Raw genomic sequence first — 18,531 nt, 5'->3', positions numbered from 1 at the left:
TTAAACGTTGTTTTTATATGTTCCAAAAATTCTTAATTGCTCGGTCATCATTCTTAACACTTCCATAGCTTTAGAAAACCTTTCGTAATCATCGAATGTTACATCGATAAAAAAACTGTATTTCCAGGGAGTTTCAATAATTGGCATACTTTGGATCTTCGTCATGTTCAGCTCAAAATCTCTCATGATGTTCAATACAGAAACCAAACTACCGGTGCGACTTTCTAATTCAAACTTCAATGAAGCTTTATCAATCTTCTCTCCGTTAGGCTCTTTCTTCTTTTTACTGATGATTAAAAACCGGGTGGCATTACTCTTTTTTGTATGAATATCTGCAGCCAAAATATCCAAGCCAAAAATAGCAGCCGCTGCCGTACTGGCTACCGCAGCCACGTGCTTAGATTGCTTTTCTGAGATTCTTCTGGCAACCTCTGCGGTATCGGCATCTTCAATAAGTTTTATATAAGGATATTTTTTAAAAAACTCTTTACACTGCAGTAAAGCCATGGGGTGAGAGTATACTTTCTTAATCTGGTCGATTTTCTGTCCTTTAAGCGCCATCATATTCATGGCGATTGGGATATAATGCTCTCCTATTACATGTAGATTATTTTCATCAATCAATGCGTAATTGGGAAGGATAGAGCCCGCTATAGAATTTTCTATCGCCATTACGGCTTCCTGGGTTTCATCATTTACCAAACGGTGCACCAGTTCCTGAAAAGACATGCACTCTTTTACCTGTACATCTTCCCCGTAATATTGCTGGGCGACCAAATGATGAAAGGACCCCTGGATCCCCTGTATTCCTATAACTTTTTTCATTCCAAAATTGACGTAAAAAAAAAGTCCCGATTTTTAGATCGAGACTTTTATATAATATTGTTTGCTTAATTACATACCATTCCCGATCTCTAATCCTTAAAAAAGAAATAAAAATAAAAGAATGCGTTCCAAGTAATTAAGTTGTTCATCTGTTCGTTATTACGCCGACTAAAGTATAATTATATTTTAATATGAAGAAAGCATTTTTTAATATTTTTTATAATAAATGTACTTTTTACGAATCTTTTGATATTTCAGTAATTTCAAAAGAAAGTTTGCAGTAAAGCTATTTTGAGAAAGTCTGTTTTTGGATAATTAATAACGCTAATCGCTTTTTATAGCATATGAAAACTAAAAAAAGAGAGTTTTAGAGCTAAAAAATCAAAAATTATATTCGTTATAAAGAATTCAAATTCCAATATTACGCTTCTAAGAGATACATTTAGATTTTTTTCTTATTTCTAGCCGCCTAAAGAGCTATTAAGTTTGGAACATACCCCCTAAGATCACCTCTATAAAATATAAAATCATGCTGAGCTCAACACCTTATTTATAATCACTTTAGTCTACACAAGCTTTAGCATCTTTAATAAGTCTAATAAACAAAGTATTTATTTAATCTATTTACTTCTTTCCTTTATGCATAAACAATCTACCGGAAAGTCTCTACTATTCTTAATGCTTTTACCATATCCTCATTAGCTTAGGAAATATAGAAAACCTTAAATCCAGATTACACATTACATTATTGCAAAAACAGAATATGCTGTACCTTTGCCATAAATAAAAACTCATGAAATTAGAAAATATACCACAGATACATCATGCCAATTCTGATAATTTTTTTCTTTTAGCAGGCCCATGTGCTATTGAAGGTGAAGAAATGGCTTTAAGGATTGCAGAAAAAGTTGTTGAAATTACCGATAAACTAAAAATTCCTTATGTCTTTAAAGGAAGTTTTAAAAAAGCAAACCGATCAAGGATCGATAGCTTTACGGGAATTGGCGATGAAAAGGCTTTAAAAATACTTAGAAAAGTTTCCGAAACTTTTAAAGTACCTACGATTACCGATATTCATGAAATTAACGATGCCAAACTAGCAGCAGAATATGTTGATATCCTACAAATACCTGCATTTTTGGTTCGGCAAACAGATCTTGTAGTTGCTGCCGCTGAAACCGGGAAAACAGTGAACCTTAAAAAAGGACAGTTTATGAGTCCCGAATCTATGAAACACGCGGTAACGAAGGTAACAGATTGTGATAACGAGCAGGTGATGGTTACCGATCGCGGTACCATGTTTGGGTATAAAGACATGATTGTTGATTTTAGAGGAATTCCCACTATGCGAGAATTTGCGCCTACCGTTTTAGATGTCACCCATAGCTTACAACAGCCCAATCAAAGCAGTGGTGTAACCGGTGGCAGACCCGATATGATAGAAACCATCGCCAGAGCCGGAGTGGTAAATAATGTAGATGGATTATTTATCGAAACTCATTTTGATCCTGCTAATGCTAAAAGTGATGGCGCCAATATGCTCGATCTAAAATATTTAGAACAATTAATGACCAATCTGGTGGCCATCCGCCAAACTATAAATTCCTTTTAATAAGCTTTATAAAATTACTATAAGCTCCTAAATATAAATTTTCCATTTAGGAGCTTTAGGTTTTGATAATCCCGACGCTATTTTTTCAGATTTATGCATTTTAAAAGAATAATTTTATTCAAAATTTATAAAAAATGTTAAATCAATAATCTATATTAAAACATCAACTCATTTTAACTATTTTCATATATAATAACCACTATCTTTTAAATAAAGAGGATAAAAAAACATCAATCAGAATATGAAGAAAATACTATTACCCACATTAGCTGTAGTTAGCGCATTAATTTCGTGCGAAAGCGAACCCGAGGATAAGGGAAAAGATATAGGCGCTTTACATATAAGCAAAGAATTTCCAAAACCAGGCGATGAAATCAAAATTACTTATGCTTCAGGAGATAGTATCCCTTCCAGTGAAGATGAAAAAGTAAAAGGAATAATAAACTTCATTACAGATACTGGTGTGTATCCCGAAGATATTGAACTCAAGGATTCGGCTACGATGTACATGTCCAATATCAAAATCCCGGATTCTGTAAAGGCGATTTCTTTTCAGTTTAAACAATACAATATAGATGAGAATAACGATAAAGAAGGTTATGTGCTTCCGCTTTACGATGAAGAAGGTAATGCACTAACAGGAAGTGCTGCACAAATTGCAAATCTTTATAGCCAGGGAGATCGTTATGGAAATATAGAAATTCCTAAAGATTCCATCATTTCTAAATTTGAGGCTGACTTTAAAAAAGATGCTTCTTTAGAGGGAAAATGGGCTGGAAATTATATTAACCTTATAAAATCTGATAAGGAAAAGGCCACTGCTTTTGTCGAAAAACAAATGGCAACTGCTTTTGCCAATGATTCTTTAAGTGAAGAGGATTATATGCGTTTGTATCGCATGAATGCCATGATTGAAAATAAAAAAATTGCTGACTCTTTAAGAAATTTGATCCCGGAAAAGTTTCCGCAAGGATCTTTAGCAACTTCCAGTTATTATCAAAAAGTTTACGAGGCTAAAGGTTCTGCCGAAAAAGAAAAAGTTTTTCAGGATTACGAAGACAAGATTGGTAAGGAGAACATGTACAGGAATTACATGCTTTCCATGTTAGCCAGCGAGTTTGCTGTAGAGGGCGATATAGAGAAAGCAAAGGAATATGCTTCAAAAATTTCTGAGAAAGGAAGAGAAGCTTCGGCATATAATAGCATTGCCTGGAAATTAGCTGAAGAGGGCAAGGATCTTGGAAAAGCACAGGAGATTTCTAAAAAGTCCCTTGATCTTATTGAAAATATAGACCCTAAAGAAGATAAGCCAAAAACTCAAACTGCTTCACAATATAAAAGCAACTTAGACTACATGAAAGTAATGTATGAGGATACTTATGCAACGATCATGTATAAGCAAGGCGACCTTAAAGAAGCGATAAAATATCAGGAAATGGCAGCAAACTCCAAAACTGCCGATGCCGAGATTACTGAAAAGTATATCCAATATTTAGTGGAAGATAAGCAATACGAGACTGCAAAAGAAAAAGCTGCCAGTTTTATAGCTAAAAATAAAGGTTCTGAAAAGTTAAACGAATATTACAAAGAAGCTTACACCGCTGTTGGTGATACTGCCGGATTTGAAAAAGAATTGGCCATGCTTGAAGAAAAAGGTCACCAAAAAGCAAAAAGCGATATCAAAAAAATGATGATCGATGAGGATGCCAGCCAGTTTACCCTAAAAGATCTTGAAGGCAAAGAGGTTAGCCTAGAAGAATTAAAAGGAAAAACCGTTATTCTTGATTTTTGGGCTACCTGGTGTGGCCCCTGTAAAATGTCATTCCCGGGAATGCAAAAAGCGGTGGTAGCCCATAAAGACAATCCAAATGTAGAATTCTTATTTATCGATACCTGGGAAAGCCAGACCCCTGATGTACGCATGAAAGAAGTAAGCGAATTTATCGATGCTAATGATTATGATTTTCATGTGTTAATGGATGAAAAAGTAGGAGATGGTAATTCTTTTAAAGTTGTAGAAGACTATGGTGTTTCAGGAATCCCAACAAAGTTTGTATTAGGACCTGATGGCCGAATTAAATTTAAATCTGTAGGTTGGAACGGTAACACCGATAAATTAGCAGAGGAACTTGCGATTATGATTCAGCTTACACAATCCTAAACTCAACTAATATTTAGTCTAATTCTGTTTTTGTTTATAATTTTTATTTAAGCCTTCTATCTAGATAGAAGGCTTTTTTCTTTTTAAATGTTTAATTAATTATTAAAATTTTAGCATTTTAAACAAATTGATAATTATTCATAGTACCTTAAAAAAAAGTATCTTATGAATAAACCATTACTTAAAAAGCACTTTTTACTATTTCTTGTTTTCGGCAGCCTGCTGCCATATCATAACTTTGCTCAGAAAAAAAACGAAGATGAACCAAAATTAACTATTGGGGGAGCTTTGCGTTTTAATTATAATCTTTCTTCCTGGAAACCAGAAATGCAGGAAAGAGGTGGTGATTTTGGTTTTGATGTTTTTAGACTTGCGGTAAATGGTGCTTATAAAAACTTATATATCAATGCTGAATATCGGCTATATTCAGAAGCTTTTGGGGGCGTTTTTTTAAAACAGGGATGGCTAGGTTATAAATTAGATGACAAGCGTGAAATACAAATGGGACTGGTACAGGTTCCCTTTGGTATAGAACGCTACAATTCTCATAACTGGTTTCTGAACCTCCCTTATTATGTTGGTTTAGAAGACGACTATGATATGGGAATTCGATATTCATATATGGGCGATATGTTTGAATATCATGCCGGATTCTTTAAAAATGCTGAAGAACTCACTTTTGGCAATAATTCTCCTGCCTCCCCACACCGGTACTCCTATGATGTTGTTGGTAATAACAAGGAGGTAAATCAAATCAACGGAAAAATTTTATATAAACCTCGTCTAGATAATATGCATAAAATTGGGCTCTCTGCTGCCTATGGAGGCCTTTACAATATCGAAACCACACAAACCGGCGATCATTATGCACTGGCCGTTCATTATGAATATAAATCTGATGACTGGTTTATAAAAGCACAAGCGACGAAAGCAGCATTTAATCCAGAGAATGCTGCAGGCAACACTCGAAATATCATCCAGATGGGAGCCTATGGAACTCCATACGAGGTTGCCTCAAATTTTGAAATCTATAATTTTGGAATTTCCCACTTGTTCTATATTAACAGGGATTTTGTAGAGAAAATAGAAATCTATAATGATTTTGGTTATATGCATAAGCGTATTGATGATTTTGGAGACTCCTATATGAATGTTTTAGGCGTTTTAATTAATTCAGGGCCCGTTAGTACCTATATTGATTATGCTGCCGGATATAACCATTCCTGGCTGGGCGGAGATTTTGATAATGAATTTTCTACAGGGGATCCCAACGCAAAGTGGGAAGCAAGATTTAATATTAATATTGGATATTATTTTTAAATCTGCATTAAAACCCACATGTATAATGATTAATTTAAACGAGATTATTTAAATTACTCCTAAAGGTGAATTAAGACTTTATTAATTTTTAGGATTTGGAGATAGATTTTTATTGTTTCGCGATCCTCATTAAAATTACTGAATGAAAAAAACTTTACTAGTTCGATCTTACAAATTAATTTTAAGTACTGCGCTTCTATTTTTCGTCTTTCCAGTTTTGGCACAAGATGCGGAAAATGAAGAAAAACCCAAACTAAAATTAGGCGGTGCATTACGTTTTAATTACAATTTATCCAGTTGGAAAGATGGACAAAAAGATCGTGGCGGTGATTTTGGCTATGATATGTTTAGGGTTAATGCAGAAGGCTCTTATAAAAGCATCTTTTTAAATGTAGAATATCGATTATATTCTGAAGCCTTTGGAGGTGGTTTTCTAAAGCAGGGATGGATGGGTTATAAAATTAATAAAGAAGACCAGATACAGGTTGGATTAACTCAGGTTCCATTTGGACTTCAGCAATACAACTCCCACAATTGGTTCTTCAACCTCACCTATTATGTTGGCCTGGAAGACGATCATGATATGGGAATAAAATACATCCACGATTCAGATAGAATTCAATATCAACTGGCTTTCTTTAAAAATGCCGAAGAATTACAATTTGGTAGCACTACAGAAACCGATCCTTCAAGATATTCTTACGATATTACCGGGCGCAATAAAGAAATTAATCAGTTTAACGGAAAGTTTATTTACAAACTGGGTAAAGATAGACAACATCAATTAGGAACATCTGTGCAATACGGTGGTATTTATAATCTGGATACCAAAGAAACTGGCAACCACCACGGTTTTGCCCTGCACTATGAATATTTGGGTGAAAAGTGGAACGTAAAAGCTCAGGGAATGATCATAGATCATAATCTTAAAACTCCCGATACCATTAGTGATAAGGTACTTCAATTTGGAGCCTATGGCGCTAATTACGGCGTTGCGGCCAAATTTAATATGTATTCATTAGCGGTTAGCCGAAGCATTCCTGTTGAAATAGGCCCCATATCAAATTTGGAATTCTATAATGATTTTGGTTTTATGGATAAAGCCGAAAAAGATTTTGAAGATTCTTATATGAATGTTACCGGTGTGTTGATCACTGCCGGAAATGTGTACACCTACATCGACTACGCGGCCGGATATAATCACTCCTGGCTTGGTGGTAATTTTGTAGACGATTTCTCGGTGGGAAACCCAGATGCAAAATGGGAAGCCCGCTTTAATATAAACATAGGATATTATTTTTAAACAACTAAAAAATTAGTATGGCAGAAAAAGTTACCAGAAGCGACGAGAAAAAATCTATTTTTGGATTAGAGGTTAACGGCCCGGTATTTTTCTCTTCGTCCATTATCATTATCGCAAGTATTATTTTAACGCTGATTTACGAGAAACAATCAGAAAAAGTATTTGAAAACGTACAGAACTATATTGCCAATAATGGGGGTTGGTTTTTTGTATTGGTCGTAAATATTTTTCTAGGATTTATGATCTATTTAGCGTTTAGTAAATTCGGGGAACTAAGAATTGGCGGACAGAACGCAAAACCAGAATTTAAAACAGCCTCCTGGTTTGCGATGCTCTTTAGTGCAGGAATGGGAATTGGACTATTGTTTTGGAGTATTGCTGAACCTATAAACCATTTTAATTCTCCACCGATGGCTGAAGGTGGCACTGTTGAAGCTGCTCGCGAAGCGATGAGTTTCACCTTTTTGCACTGGGGTTTTCACGCCTGGGCAGTATATGCTTTGGTGGGATTGTCACTTGCCTATTTTACATATTCAAGGGGGTTACCACTAACCATTCGTTCTGTTTTCTATCCTTTTATAGGAGATAAAATTCATGGATGGATAGGAGATATTATCGATATTTTCGCGGTTTTAGCAACACTTTTTGGGCTAGCCACTTCACTAGGTTTTGGGGTACAACAAATAGCCGCGGGAATTGAGCATGTTTTTGGTATAACCAACGATATTACCACTCAGGTGATATTGATTGCTGGTATTACAGCAGTTGCAACACTTTCTGTTGTTTTAGGGGTAGATAAAGGAGTTCGTATTTTGAGTGAATGGAATATGAGAATTGCCGTGGTTCTATTAATATTGGTTGTAATTTTGGGGCCAACCATTTTTATCTTTCAATCATTCGTACAAAATACCGGGAATTATCTTTCAGATTTCGTGATGATCTCTACATGGACAGAAAGTTTTACTGGCACAAAATGGCAAAACGACTGGACCGTATTTTACTGGGGATGGTGGATTGCCTGGTCTCCATTTGTGGGTACTTTTATCGCACGTGTATCTAAAGGTAGGACGATTAGAGAATTTACTTTAGGGGTTTTAATTGTACCTTCTATTATTACTTTCTTTTGGATTTCTGCTTTTGGTAGTGCTTCCATCCAACAGACGTTATTGGGTGACAATGCTATCGTAGATGCAGTTAACGAAGATGTTGCTACGGCTCTTTTTGTATTTCTGGAACAATTTCCACTAGCTACGGTTCTTAATGTGGTAGGTGTGATCTTGATCGCAGGATTTTTCGTCACTTCTTCAGATTCGGGTTCTTTGGTTGTCGATAGTCTAACTTCTGGAGGAAAAATAGACTCTCCTATAGGTCAGCGTATTTTTTGGGCTTTTGCTGAAGGTACTATCGCCGCTGTACTTTTAGTTGGTGGAGGTTTACAAGCCTTACAAACCGCATCGATTGTGACAGGGCTCCCCTTTGCTTTTATTTTGCTTATTATGTGTTATTCTCTATACAAAGGATTAAAAGAGGATATGCGTAAACTAAATAAGAAAAAGGAACAGAAACAAAAAGAAAATTACGAGGAGGTCGTGAAAGAAATAGTAAAGAAAAGAAACCTGAAAAAAGCAGATTAAAATGATTAATATTAACACCATACTTGTAGGATTAGATCTTTCTCCTATGGATGATCATCTTATCAAACACGCATCTTTTTTAGCAAAAAAATTAGATATTAAAAAGGTATATTTTACGCACAATGTAAAAAAATATGCAATTTCAGAATTATTTCAGGAGCAATTAAAGGATCTGGATTTAGAACAGATTATCGGGGATGAACTTTCTGAAAAAATTACGAATAGTTTTGATGCCGAAGTGGAATGGGACACACTGATTGCTGAAGACCCTTATACAGAATCGATTTTTAATCATATCGTAAACAAATATTATATCGATATGATTCTTGTGGGGAACAAAATTGATTATGAGGGTGCGGGCGTACTTACGGATAAATTACTTAGAATGGTAAAATGTCCGCTTTTAATTATCCCTGAAACCAGCACGCCAAAATTGGATACTATTTGGGCAGGTACCGATTTTTCCAGAAGTTGTATGAAAATTTATAATAGTATCGATTATATTCAGGAGAAAATAAACGCCACTATTGTCGCAGCTCACGTTTATCAAATCCCAGCGCAATTTTCGCCATATGTTTCTGCTGATACCATGAAAACGAAACTAAAAAAACATAGCCAAGAACGTTTAGAAAAATTCATAAACCGCCTGCATAAGCCATACGCTATCAAAGAAGAAGTTTTAGACAGTAAAGAGTCTACGATTGCCGAAAAACTTATCGAATGCTCGCAGAATAATAATGCTGATCTTTTAATGGTAGCCGATAAAGGAAGTAATAATATATCTTCTTTGATGTTGGGAAGTGTTACCGATGAGCTTTCGACCGCTAACGCCAAAATCCCAATTTGGGTAGTAAAATAAGCTTTTTTAAAAATGCTTTAAATTATGCAATCTGAACTTTAGCGATTTAATTTCTAACTAAAGAATAAAAATCTAAAATTCAGTTGCATAATTTATTTTTATACATTTACTTTGTTTTTCAAAGTACTTTAAAATGAATAAAGATTATTCGCAGGATTTATCTGAAATCAGGAATTTAATGAATCGCTCTTCGCGGTTTCTTTCTCTTAGCGGGACCTCTGGAATCATGGCCGGGATTTACGCCATTATAGGCGCAGGTATTGCCAAAATATTCTTCTTCCCAACCTTTCCTACTCAGCTGGACTATCAAAATACAGGATATACTCATTCGCAAGTTCTTCCGATTGTAATTGATTTATTGTTGGTCCTGTTGTTAAGTGTAGTCACAGCCTATGTACTTTCGGTCAAAGAAGCGAAGAAAAATAATGAAAAAATATGGGACGAAACAGCCAAACGACTTGTCTTTCATTTTTTGGTTCCATTGCTCACCGGTGGTGCCTATATTCTCTTAAAACTAAACCAGGGTGATTTCGCTTCGGCTGCCGCATTGATGTTAATTTTCTACGGACTCGCTTTACTCAATGCTTCAAAATATACGATTGGTACCATTAAATACTTAGGAATTTCAGAGATTTTGATCGGTTTAATTTGTGCTTGTTTTCCCGGCTATGGTTTTTGGTTTTGGACCATAGGATTCGGACTTTTGCATATTATTTACGGAAGTTTAATGATTATTCAGCAAAAATAATTTCCGAAGAAAACATCCATAGTGAGTATCATAGAAAACATAAACAAACTCTTTGACCATCGCATTCGATTGGGAATCATGTCGGTTTTAATGGTGAACGAAAAAGTAAGTTTTAATCAGCTAAAAGAACTTTTGGAAGTTACCGATGGTAATTTGGCCAGCCATATAAAAGCGCTTGAAAAAGCCGATTATATTGAAGTGCAAAAATCCTTTGTAGATCGCAAACCAAACACCAAATATAAAGCGACCAAGCTTGGGAAATTAGCATTTAAAAAGCATATCGATGCGTTGGAAAATATTATAAAGTCCAAAAATGAATTAAACTAAATTTTTTTATTAATCTACTTTGAAATTCAAAGTGAAAAATCACGTGTTATGACTTTAGAACATCCTATGAAATTAAACTATCGCCTGGCAGGTAAGCGAGCACTCACCGGAGCCGGAATTGCGCTCTTATTATTAGCGGGAATTTTATTAAAAGTTGGCGAAATTGAGAGTTGGGTATATATTCCCATCCTTACTATATCTATCGGTGGCGCGTGCAGTGGTTTATTATATTACTTAGTTCGTGACTTCTTCTTTAAAGATTATAAATACCCAAAATTGGTTAGTATTTTCTGCGGATTTTGCTTTCTTATAATTTTTTGGTTAAGCTTAGTTTTTGCATTAGCGCAGGTAGGACTTTGGGATTAGTTATGAACAAGACATATTTTACAAAAAAAGACTCGATTGTTCGGCAAATTTGGGGCAAAGCAGATACCATCCTGTTTATTTTTGCCGGTGCTGCTGCCGAGTTTGCATTAAATAAAGCAGTAGACTGGTTGTACTACACCGGCAGGCTTCCAAAAGATCCTTTAGGTCGCCTCTTCTCTACTGTGAATTACGCCAAAGTGATTGTTTTTGCTGAAGAAAAAGCAGCTTTCCAGGCGATAGATCAAATGAATAAAATTCATGCTAAAATTGAGAAAAATCGAGGTTATAAAATACCGGAATGGGCGTATCGTGATGTACTTTTTATGTTAATCGATTATTCCATAAGAGCTTTTGAAGCTTTAGAACGAAAACTGACACTGAAGGAAAAAGAAGAAGTACTTAGCGTATTTCTAAAAGTTGGCCACGGAATGAAAATCGAGGGATTACCAAAGGATTTTAAAGGCTGGAAACAACAGCGCAAAATTCAGCTTCAGGAAAATTTTGAATATAGCGAATTCACAAAAGATCTCTTTCTTCAGTATAAAAAACATTTAGGTGTTGCCCGTTATCGATTATTGCTGGAAGCACAAATTTTAATGGCGCCAAAACGGGTCAAAGAATTACTGAATTTCCGGGAACATTCTGTTCTTATCACTGTAATTCCGCTATACCGACTAAGCGGATCATTTAAAATCGATTACATCCTGAAAGAACTTATTCTGCCTAAAGACTATAAAAACGACATCAAAGCTTTAGATCATTAGGTCATTCATTAATCAAAAAAATTTAATAAAAAACTTTGAATTTCAAAGTACTTTAAAAATATCATTATGCGAAAGCGATTAATTCACTGGCTTTTTGACCAGACGCAGAAAATATACACGCGATGGCTAAAACGCGGTCATATTCCGTGGAATATTAATACTGCCGATTTGCTAAGTTATCCTAAAGAGAGTTTTGGTTATCATCTTGGCCAATTTCTAAATAAAAACAATTTTGAACTGATTGCAAAAGTAGAACGCCATGATGCTTATCACACTCTTTGCGGTTACGGTACTTCTGTTGAAGACGAAATAGCCCTGCAATATTTATGCTTAGGAAACGGAAAGCGAAGTCCCTATATGTTTGGCGCCATCATTTTAGGAACTTTTATTTTGCCCGATTACTTTAGATACTATTACCGATCTTTTAAGATTGGGCGAAATGCGAATACGTTTCATCATTTCGATTTTAAAGAAGTACTTCCGCTAAACTTTGAGGATTTCAGGCAGGCAATATTTAGGCGAGATTATATAAATTCAGCTACCATTTTATCTATTCCGAAGAAATGAAAATAATCGCTAAATTCGAACAATTTCATCTACAGGCAAGACAAAACATCTGGATTGGATATTTTGCTATTTTTTGCCGAATTGCATTAGCAGCCGGTTTTTTACCCTCGGGTTTTGTAAAAATTAACGGCGAACGATTTACGGCTTTAGCCAATAATCACCCAATGGGACATTATTTAGAAGCACTTTTTTATACGGGTTATTACTATACTTTTATTGGTGTGATGCAAATGCTGGCGGCGATTTTACTTTTAATTCCGCGTACCGCAATGCTAGGCGCTTTGATCTATTTCCCCATTATTCTGAATATCACGGTGCTTTCTTTGGCCGTTCGTTTTGATGGCTCGCTATTTACCGCACCACTTATGCTTACGGCTGTGATTTTTTTGCTGGGTTGGGATTATCATAAACTAAAATATCTGCTTCCGCTAAAGCAGAATAATACTGCAATTTTACTTCCGCAGCAATCCAAAAACAACAAATTTCCTTTCGTATTTTTTGGTAGCGTATTCATCTATATGATCAGTTTTGTAATTTTTATCACTAATATTTACAGTATTATGCCACGGAATACTTTAGCTGAATGTGCGCGGCAATGTGATAAAACAAAGCATCCCGAAGCTTGTATTAGTTTTTGCGAATGCATTCATAAAAAAGGGAATTCGCTACAAGAGTGTTTAAAGACGTATAAAAAAGATGGATTATAAAAGCTTTTAATTTCAGTTCTTAATCCAAAACTATAGTAAGGCCAGGGGTATCATAAAAATCAATACCAAGAAGCTAAAATATGGTGATTTACGAAGAAGGTACGCCAAGCTAATTATAGCCTGGCGTAATTTTTTGATTTTACCATCAAAATCCTTTTGCGGATCGTTATTCTAATTCAACCATTACGGGTAAATGGTCTGATGGATATTTTAAATCTTTAGAGTCACTCAATACGGCATACTTTTTTACATGGAATCCATTTTTAGATAAGAATACATAATCAATTCTTCGGGTAACAGGCTCAGAAAAATTAAATCCATTATAAGTCCCCTCAGGACCAAAAACAAGATCAGCAGCACCTTTAGTATCGATCATCTGTTCACTTAAATACTGGATACTCTTAGTATCTGGCATTAAATTAAAATCTCCGCTTAAAACCACCGGGTAGTCTTGTGTATTCAATTCGGTTATCTTTTCAAAGATCAGTTTAGCACTTTCTTGTCGGGCTTTTACACCCACGTGATCAAAATGTGTATTAAAATACCAGAATTTTTCACCTGTTTTTTTATTCTCAAAGAGGCCGTATGTACATATTCGTGGTAGCGCAGCGTCCCAGCCTTTTTTAATTTTGGTGGGAGTTTCATTTAGCCAAAAGGTATTATTTTCCAGCACTTTAAATTTTTCTGAATTATAGAAAATCGCACTGTATTCTCCCTTTTTCATACCATCATCACGACCAACCCCAATATGTTTGTAATTTGGCATATGCTCACTAAAATAATCGATTTGAACCTGTAGCGCTTCCTGAACACCAAAAATATCAGGCTCGTAGAACTTAATCTGACTGGTTATCCAGTCCTTTCGATAAGACCAGCTGTTTTCAGCATCATTTTCATTAGCATATTTAATATTGTAAGTCATTAGTTTTACCTGTGAAAACATGCTGGTTAGGCATAAAAGAAGTGTTAGGGTACTTAAGATTTTTTTCATTGTTTAGGTTTAAATTCAAATATCAGAATTACTATTTAGTAATGCAATTAGGTGTTTTATTCCTGCCGCAAGTTAAGGTCTACGAACAGTGCTTACTTCATTTTCTGGTTATGCTTAAGTTAATTTCGATGAAATTACCAGATTACAATCCTATCCTCTTCTGCTACATACAACGAATCTTCCGGCTTAACATCGAAAGCTTCGTAAAAATGAGGATTGTTCATTAAAGGTCCGTTTACCCGCCATAAAGGTGGCGAATGCGGATTATTATTGATCCATAACCGTAGAAATTCATCCTTCATTTTTACCCGCCATATCTTGGCTACCGATAGAAAGAAACGCTGATCTGGCGTAAAATCACCTATTTTAGTGCTATCCTTACCTTCCTTGGTCATTTTAAAAGCATCGTAAGCCACCGCAACACCAGCAATATCGGCGGTATTTTCTCCTACCGTCATCGCGCCTTTAATGTGAAGCGAATCCAACACCGTAAATTCACTGTACTGATCGATGACTTGCTGGATTTTTGATTTAAACTTCTCATAATCGCTATCTGTCCACCAGTTTTTTACGTTCCCTTCTTTATCAAATTGCGCGCCCTGATCGTCGAAGGTATGGGTTAATTCGTGACCAATCACCATTCCTATTCCGCCATAATTTAGGGCATCATCAGCCTCGTTATCGAAATACGGGGGTTGTAAAATTCCTGCCGGAAAAACAATTTCGTTTGCTGAAGGATTGTTATATGCTGTGACCGTTGAAGGCGTAGTAAACCATTCTGATTTATCTACCGGCTTTCCTAATTTTTCCAGGTTACGTTGATAGGCGGCTGAAGAAGCAGAAACGATATTTTCGAAATATTTATTGCTATCGATAGTTACGTTATTATACTCCTTCCAGTGATCTGGATACCCTATTTTTTTAGTGATCGCAGCCAACTTTTCTTTGGCTTTTAGTTTCGTGCTATCACTCATCCATTCTAATTTATCGATTCTTGCCGCATAAGCTTTCTGTACATTATCAACCAATTGCTGCATACGTTCTTTGGCCTCTTCAGGAAAATATTTCTTTACGTATAACTGTCCTAAAGCTTCCCCAAGATAATCATCTACGGCACTGGCCATTATTTCTCCTCTTGTTTTTTGAACTGCCTGGCCAGAGATTACTTTACTGTATTCAAAAGCTGCATCCACAAATGGCTTACTTAAATTATCAGCATAATTCTGCAATGTGTGCGCTTTTAAATACACCTTCCAATCTTCCAGAGGAACAGTTTTTAAAAGTGAATTAAGTTGATCATAATATTCCGGTTGCCCAACATCTATAGAATCGGTTTGCGCATTGAGGTCATCTAAAACAGCAGACCAAGCAATATTAGGATGCTTTTCATCAAGATCACTCACCGCCATCTTATTATAATTGGCTTTTACATCTCGACGTTCTATACGAGTTCTATGCGACTGGGCGATCTGCTTATCGATATCATATACCAAATCAGCTTTTTCTCTCGCTTCAGCTTCACTACTTCCGGTAAGTCGAAATAGTGATGAAAGATACTTCTTATAGGCTTGCTGAATCGCTACAGTCTCTGCATCTTCACTAAAATAATAATCCCGGTCTGGCAAGCCAATTCCTGTTTGATTGGCATGCGCAATATTCATCTGACTATTTTTATCATCCGGCCCTACATAAAAGCTTAAAATTGAACCATTTCCAACCATCATATTATTGGTTACAAAATGCATCAAAGAAGGAATATCTTTGATTTTATCAATATCATTTAGAACGGGTTTTTACGGGCTTAAAACCTCTTTTATTAATGGTTGCCGTATCCATGCCCGAAGCATAAAAATCACCTACTTTTTGAGCAATACTACCTTTAGTATTTTCACTTTTTGATACGCTGTCTAAAATACCTTGTAACCGAAGTCGCTGTGGGTAGTTCATAAACATGTAGGCACCTGCTCCGGCCTGTGTTGCAGGGATTGAAACCGTGTCATACCATTTAGCATTTACATACCTAAAGAAATTATCTCCTGGCTTCAAATTATGATCGACCCCGGTAATTTCTTTAAATTCTTTTTCGGCCGTTTCTTCCTTTTTACAAGAGGCCAGGGAAAGTAAACCTAGAAGTATTACAATTGTTTTTCTCATTTTGCTTAAGCGCATAGTGGTTAAAATAATCTAGTGACAAGATACAATATTGGTTAAAAACAATTTTGATTTTTAGCTTATAAAATCCTGTAAATAACCGTACCTAGAAGTTAACTTCCCATTTTTGGTCATTCTCGCGCGTTCTAAAATTCCATTTTTATCATCATTAAAAAATGCTGGCAGGACTTTGTTTAAAAACATTTCTCCAAAACCTTCACTGGCATCCCTGGGCAATTCGCAAGGTAAATTATCTACCGCCATTACGGTTATGGTCTTAGGATCTTTATAATTTGTTTCGTTGCCGGTTTTAGGATCGTAACCATAAATAGGATCGGCAATAGTTGAAGCCCTTATAGTACTTGGGATAGGGCCGGCGATATCACAGGAAATATCGGCGATATATTTTATGTTGAAATTAGGTGTTTTGGCATCCTCTTTTGTAAAAAATACCGGAGCGCCCTGGCCGTAAAAATGCCCTGCGATAAAAAATTCGCTAACTACAGCAAAACGCCAAAAATCTGATTCGTATAATCCGGGATTAATAAAGAATTCTGAGATACTACCCACTGCGCCATCTTTACGTTTGTTATAATCCAATACGTCGATATGGCAATAAACCGGTTCTTCAAATTCTGAAGCTAAATAATCGGGAACCTCAACTTGTTTGATCTTTAAATGATCTAATATTTCTTTGGCTCCACGAGCTACTTTCCCACTACCGGTAAGTACTATTTTTAAATTTGGGACTTTAATTTTATCCAATTGCGCCAACATCGCGTTTAAATCTGGAAGATCATCAGCTTTTGGTAAACTATAAATTTCATTTTTTAATCCAATGGCTCGAAATCCATTATAAGCTCCTACCAGTCCTGCATATCTTCCAAAACCAATCAGTCGCATTCCGCTTTCACTGGTGATCACCTCGTGGTCAAAAAGCTCAATATTTTTATCCAAAATCGCCTTTAGGAGGTCGCGATTATAAGGTTGCTTTTTAATGGTATGAGAGAAGAAAAAGTATTTTTTATTCGGAATCAGACTTTTTATCGGCACTTCCTTTACCCCAATCATCACATCGCAGTCGCTAATATCTTGTGAAACCTGAAATCCTTCATTTTGATATTCTTCATCTCTAAATATCCTAATATCCGACTGCTGCACTTTAAAATGTGCTTCGGGGAATTGGTTTTTGGCTTGTTTTAGATGTTTTGGAGAAAAAACCACGCGACGATCTGGTGGTGTTTTTTCTTCCCGAATGATGGCAAATTTTAGCATAGCATGGTATAGGTTTTGTATAATTTAAGATATATTTTAATGAACTTTAAATATAAGCGTTTGCAGAAACAGCTAACAAATTTTAGATTTGCGCTCTGTTTTTTGAACTATTCAATTTAGATAAATAAAATTTAAATTTGAAGGCTTTTTAACATCTTAGGAAAAGTTCTAAAATTTTTAAATCTCGATTATCGAGTAAACTACCTTGGCGCAAGCCCACGAAATAATTATTAGAAAATTATTTTTATTTTCGGGGCAAGTCTTGGTGTATTTAATCCCGATTATCGGGTAAAGATATAAATTTAATAGTACCTTTGCAGGCCTTACTGTTTTGTAAACACTAGGTTAATTTAATGTTCTTTGTTTGATTGGATTTCGATTTTGCGTTAGGGATAGCAGCGGTTAGCTTTTTGTGAGGTTACGAGCAAAAACTAAAAGCAAATAGCCCGCCGTTTGGTCGTTAGAACAAACGGAACGTCCAAAGACAAAGTACAATGTTCTTTAAATATTGGGGTCGACTTGGTTTTGACAGCGAGTCTAATTGAGTTGTAAGCACGCCGAGCGCTGGGATATAGCTCGTAAATCTCATATTTCACACTTTTTTAAACGGCGAGAATAACTACGCCTTGGCTGCGTAACCGAATCACAGTAGGTTTTGCTTAGTCCCTACAAGGTAGGGAGCCGAGATGTCTCGTGGAAGCCTTGATTTACGGCGTCCACACCAGAGGCACCGATAAAGTAAATATAGAAGCTGCAGGGCCTTGATGCAGTTTTGAAATTTATTGAGGATACGGAAAAGATTAGGTAGTTTTCAGCCAGATTTTTTCCCGACAATTCAAGCGAAAACTAAGCGTGTAGAAAGCTTCTGAATTGCTTGTTTGGACGAGGGTTCGAACCCCTCCGACTCCACTTTTTGAGCAT

At 35.8% G+C, this 18,531-nt stretch carries 17 protein-coding genes and 1 other RNA gene; 13 read left to right on the top strand and 5 right to left on the bottom strand.

From position 1 onward, the window contains the following. Positions 1–825 (bottom strand): prephenate dehydratase, encoded by an 825-nt coding sequence (locus AC13DP_RS01625; RefSeq protein WP_483067203.1) that lies wholly within the window; start codon positions 823–825, stop codon positions 1–3. 793 nt (positions 826–1,618) lie between these two features. On the opposite strand from AC13DP_RS01625, the gene kdsA reads away from it, so the two are divergent. The 12 genes from kdsA to AC13DP_RS01565 all read left to right on the top strand — a co-directional run bounded on the left by kdsA (position 1,619) and on the right by AC13DP_RS01565 (position 13,193). After that, a complete protein-coding gene (kdsA, locus tag AC13DP_RS01620) occupies positions 1,619–2,437 on the top strand; it encodes a 3-deoxy-8-phosphooctulonate synthase (protein ID WP_013072929.1) in 819 nt (272 codons plus the stop codon). 241 nt (positions 2,438–2,678) lie between these two features. Then, positions 2,679–4,598: a redoxin domain-containing protein gene (locus AC13DP_RS01615; protein WP_483067202.1), complete on the top strand. Its 1,920-nt coding sequence runs from the start codon at positions 2,679–2,681 to the stop codon at positions 4,596–4,598. Between the two features lie 165 nt (positions 4,599–4,763). Beyond that, positions 4,764–5,918 carry a hypothetical protein gene (locus tag AC13DP_RS01610; protein ID WP_483067201.1) on the top strand — a complete coding sequence of 385 codons (1,155 nt, stop codon included), beginning with the start codon at positions 4,764–4,766 and terminating at the stop codon, positions 5,916–5,918. Positions 5,919–6,060: 142 nt separating this feature from the next. After that, on the top strand, positions 6,061–7,221 hold the full coding sequence (locus AC13DP_RS01605) for a hypothetical protein (protein ID WP_228251694.1): 1,161 nt from the start codon (positions 6,061–6,063) through the stop codon (positions 7,219–7,221). A gap of 17 nt (positions 7,222–7,238) precedes the next feature. Then, a complete protein-coding gene (locus AC13DP_RS01600; protein ID WP_483067200.1) occupies positions 7,239–8,855 on the top strand; it encodes a BCCT family transporter in 1,617 nt (538 codons plus the stop codon). Between the two features lies 1 nt (position 8,856). Next, complete coding sequence (locus AC13DP_RS01595; RefSeq protein ID WP_013072934.1) at positions 8,857–9,714, top strand: universal stress protein; 858 nt, start codon at positions 8,857–8,859, stop codon at positions 9,712–9,714. Positions 9,715–9,847: 133 nt separating this feature from the next. Further along, complete coding sequence (locus AC13DP_RS01590) at positions 9,848–10,462, top strand: hypothetical protein (protein WP_013072935.1); 615 nt, start codon at positions 9,848–9,850, stop codon at positions 10,460–10,462. A 21-nt stretch (positions 10,463–10,483) separates the two neighbouring features. Then, the gene (locus tag AC13DP_RS01585) at positions 10,484–10,789 is read left to right on the top strand and encodes a winged helix-turn-helix domain-containing protein (RefSeq protein ID WP_041579038.1); all 306 of its coding nucleotides are present in this window, start codon (positions 10,484–10,486) and stop codon (positions 10,787–10,789) included. A gap of 48 nt (positions 10,790–10,837) precedes the next feature. Further along, positions 10,838–11,155, top strand: coding sequence for a hypothetical protein (locus AC13DP_RS01580; protein ID WP_013072937.1), 318 nt, complete (start codon positions 10,838–10,840; stop codon positions 11,153–11,155). A 2-nt stretch (positions 11,156–11,157) separates the two neighbouring features. Beyond that, positions 11,158–11,919, top strand: coding sequence for an oxygenase MpaB family protein (locus AC13DP_RS01575; protein WP_347407417.1), 762 nt, complete (start codon positions 11,158–11,160; stop codon positions 11,917–11,919). A gap of 66 nt (positions 11,920–11,985) precedes the next feature. Then, positions 11,986–12,486 (top strand): hypothetical protein, encoded by a 501-nt coding sequence (locus AC13DP_RS01570; protein ID WP_013072939.1) that lies wholly within the window; start codon positions 11,986–11,988, stop codon positions 12,484–12,486. Next, complete coding sequence (locus AC13DP_RS01565; RefSeq protein ID WP_347407416.1) at positions 12,483–13,193, top strand: hypothetical protein; 711 nt, start codon at positions 12,483–12,485, stop codon at positions 13,191–13,193. Before AC13DP_RS01570 ends, AC13DP_RS01565 begins: the two co-directional genes overlap by 4 nt. A 166-nt stretch (positions 13,194–13,359) precedes the next feature. Here the strand turns inward: AC13DP_RS01565 and AC13DP_RS01560 are convergent, their stop codons facing one another. The 4 genes from AC13DP_RS01560 to AC13DP_RS01545 all read right to left on the bottom strand — a co-directional run bounded on the left by AC13DP_RS01560 (position 13,360) and on the right by AC13DP_RS01545 (position 17,610). Beyond that, positions 13,360–14,184: an endonuclease/exonuclease/phosphatase family protein gene (locus AC13DP_RS01560; RefSeq protein WP_347407415.1), complete on the bottom strand. Its 825-nt coding sequence runs from the start codon at positions 14,182–14,184 to the stop codon at positions 13,360–13,362. A gap of 134 nt (positions 14,185–14,318) precedes the next feature. Next, the gene (locus tag AC13DP_RS01555; protein ID WP_347407464.1) at positions 14,319–15,929 is read right to left on the bottom strand and encodes a M13 family metallopeptidase; all 1,611 of its coding nucleotides are present in this window, start codon (positions 15,927–15,929) and stop codon (positions 14,319–14,321) included. Positions 15,930–15,960: 31 nt separating this feature from the next. Beyond that, positions 15,961–16,338 carry a M13 family metallopeptidase N-terminal domain-containing protein gene (locus AC13DP_RS01550; protein WP_347407414.1) on the bottom strand — a complete coding sequence of 126 codons (378 nt, stop codon included), beginning with the start codon at positions 16,336–16,338 and terminating at the stop codon, positions 15,961–15,963. A 72-nt stretch (positions 16,339–16,410) separates the two neighbouring features. Further along, the gene (locus tag AC13DP_RS01545; RefSeq protein WP_347407413.1) at positions 16,411–17,610 is read right to left on the bottom strand and encodes an NAD(P)-dependent oxidoreductase; all 1,200 of its coding nucleotides are present in this window, start codon (positions 17,608–17,610) and stop codon (positions 16,411–16,413) included. A 510-nt stretch (positions 17,611–18,120) separates the two neighbouring features. Between AC13DP_RS01545 and ssrA the strand changes: the two genes are divergently transcribed. After that, positions 18,121–18,522: a transfer-messenger RNA gene (gene ssrA, locus AC13DP_RS01540) on the top strand. The last annotated feature ends 9 nt before the right edge of the window (positions 18,523–18,531 follow it).

This window comes from Zunongwangia sp. L-65 (genome assembly GCF_056859415.1).
The sequence above is the reverse complement of the archived record's forward strand: the minus strand, read 5'-3'. Positions and strand labels throughout refer to the sequence as shown.